At 42.8% G+C, this 2,891-nt stretch carries 2 protein-coding genes; one reads left to right on the forward strand and one right to left on the reverse strand.

Annotated features, from left to right (window positions below; translation table 11 throughout):
• Positions 1 to 136, forward strand: a 136-nt coding sequence (locus A1019T_RS03865; RefSeq protein ID WP_143514073.1) for a zinc ribbon domain-containing protein, incomplete at its 5' end; no start/stop codon positions are given.
• Positions 137 to 415: 279 nt separating this feature from the next.
• Here the strand turns inward: A1019T_RS03865 and A1019T_RS03870 are convergent.
• The gene (locus A1019T_RS03870) at positions 416 to 2,635 is read right to left on the reverse strand and encodes an NADP-dependent isocitrate dehydrogenase (RefSeq protein ID WP_077450512.1); all 2,220 of its coding nucleotides are present in this window, start codon (positions 2,633 to 2,635) and stop codon (positions 416 to 418) included.
• Between the last annotated feature and the right edge of the window lie 256 nt (positions 2,636 to 2,891).

A 2,891-nucleotide genomic window follows, 5' to 3' on the forward strand; every position in this document is an offset into this window, starting at 1 on the left:
AGGTAGAGCAGGTTTGCGAATAAGAGGATGGAGGTGTGCTGAGTGTGGCACATGGCATGATAGAGATATCAATGCTGCTAAGAACATCCTTGCGGTCGGGCTTGATCGTCTAGCTGTAGGAATCCCCTCGTTTTAGCGAGGGGAGGAGGTCAATATTTTCTGAATCAATTGGGGGTTTTGTTAGGGGTAAATAAACTTTTATTTGTTGTTATCGGTAATGCTGTGATCAATCTTAAGTTTAATGATACTAAACAGGGGTCTTAATAGTCAGTTTACAAATCGTATCTTCTTCTAAAAGTTTGTGAGGGTATTGCTGAATTTAAGCCAAAAAAATACCCCAAGAGGGTACTCTTAGGGTATTTACTTACAGCTTTTTTTAAATCAAACCGTCAAGGATTACCTTAACTAGCCAGCATTAGATAGAGGCGATGGCGTCGTTAAAGGTTTTACTTGGACGCATGACGCTCTTAGCCACTTCATCATCAGCAAAGTAGTAGCCTTTAATATCTACTGACTTGCCTTGAACCTCGTTCATTTCTTTAACGATGGTCTCTTCATTTTTGGCTAGCGTTTCAGCCACTGGTGCAAATTGTGCTTTTAACTCAGCATCTTCGTCTTGAGCGGCTAACTCTTGTGCCCAGTACATGGCCAGATAGAAATGGCTACCACGGTTGTCTAATTCACCAGTAGAGCGTGATGGTGACTTATCGTTATCAAGCAGCTTCTCAGTCGCTTTATCTAACGTTTCTGCCAATACTTTGGCTTTGGCATTGTCTTGAGTAGAGGCTAAGTGCTCTAAAGATGCAGTTAACGCTAAGAATTCACCCAGTGAGTCCCAACGTAAGTGGTTCTCTTCTAGTAGCTGTTGTACATGCTTAGGCGCTGAACCACCGGCACCTGTTTCAAATAAACCGCCGCCCTTCATTAGAGGTACTACTGACAACATCTTGGCACTGGTACCCAGCTCTAAAATTGGGAATAAGTCAGTTAGGTAGTCGCGTAGGATGTTACCTGTCGCAGAAATAGTATCAAGACCACGAGCCACACGCTCTAGTGTGTAACGCATTGCACGAACTTGTGACATGATTTCGATGCGTAGACCTTCAGTATCATGGTCCTTCAAGTAAGTTTTAACTTTCTTGATCAATTCGTTTTCGTGAGGACGGTATGGGTCTAACCAGAATACTACTGGCGTGTCTGATTCACGAGCACGGCGAACGGCTAGTTTCACCCAGTCTTGGATAGGCTCATCTTTCACCTGACACATACGCCAGATATCACCTTTTTCAACCGCTTGCTCCATTAGAACTTCGCCAGTTTCAACGTCTACAATACGAGCAATACCTGAATCGCTTGATTCAAAGGTCTTATCGTGTGAGCCGTATTCTTCAGCTTTTTGAGCCATTAGACCTACGTTAGGGACAGTACCCATAGTGGTTGGGTCAAAGTTACCATGCCACTTACAGAAGTTAATCATCTCTTGGTAGATACGAGCGAAAGTTGACTCAGGCATAACTGCTTTACAGTCATACATTTTGCCATCAGCACCCCACATCTTACCGCCATTACGGATCATAGCAGGCATTGAAGCGTCTACAATAACGTCACTTGGTGAGTGGAAGTTAGTGATGCCTTTTGAAGAGTCAACCATGGCCAGACGAGGACGATGTTCCTGACAAGCATGTAGGTCTTGCTCAATCTCTTCACGTTTTGAGGCAGGTAGGTCTTTAATCTTATCATACAGATCAGCCATACCATTATTTACGTTAATACCAAGCTCATCAAATAGCTTGCCATGTTTCTCAAACGCGTCTTTATAATAAATGCGAACCGCGTGACCGAATACGATAGGGTGAGATACCTTCATCATCGTCGCTTTTACATGCAATGAGAATAAGATACCGGCATCGCGGCAGTCTTCCATTTCACGCTCATAGAACTCAAGCAATGCTTTTTTGCTCATGAACATTAAATCGATGACTTCTTTGTCTTTTAGAGGAATTTCTGGCTTTAATACTTTGGTTGAGCCGTCTTCTAACAAAAGCTCCATACGTACGGTACGGGCTTTGTCTAGTGTCATTGATTGCTCGCCACTGTAGAAGTCGCCGCCATGCATGTGAGACACGTGAGTGCTTGACCACTGTTTCCATTCGCCCATTGAATGAGGATGTTTGCGGGCATAGTTTTTAACTGCTTTTGGCGCACGGCGGTCTGAGTTACCTTCACGTAATACTGGGTTAACCGCACTACCTAAGGCCTTACCATAGCGCTTACGAAGCTCATGCTCTTCTTCAGTTTGTGGGTCTTCTGGGAAATCAGGAAGGGCATAGCCTTTGCTTTGCAACTCTTTAATGGCTGCTTTTAGCTGTTGTACAGAAGCACTGATGTTAGGCAGCTTAATGATGTTAGTGTTAGGGTCTTGAGTCAAACGACCTAGCTCGGCTAAGTTGTCTGCAACACGCTGATCTTCTGTTAAATAGTCAGGAAATTCTGCCAAAACACGAGCAGCAACAGAGATGTCACTGGTCTCGACAGTAATATCTGCTGTCTTAGTGAAAGCTTCAACAATAGGCAAGAATGATAGGGTTGCTAGTGCTGGGGCTTCGTCGGTTTTTGTATAAATGATTTTTGACATTATAGTAATCGGTCCCTTTAGTTCGTAGATAATAAAAAAACTTCGACTTGAATAAAACTAATCTATAGGTGCAATGCAAAAGAGAACTGAAAAAAGCTTATAAACTTTATATAAGCTTATAAACAGTGAGATGGCCCAAGAGTAATAAAATTTGAGACTGGGCCTAACCCATGAACCTAGCTGATGTAACTAAGTTAATTTATCTCTGTGAATGTTTAATGAACAACTGTGGCGAGTATTATAGCGAATCCACTAT

The organism is Psychrobacter piechaudii (assembly GCF_900162825.1).
GTDB lineage: Bacteria > Pseudomonadota > Gammaproteobacteria > Pseudomonadales > Moraxellaceae > Psychrobacter > Psychrobacter piechaudii.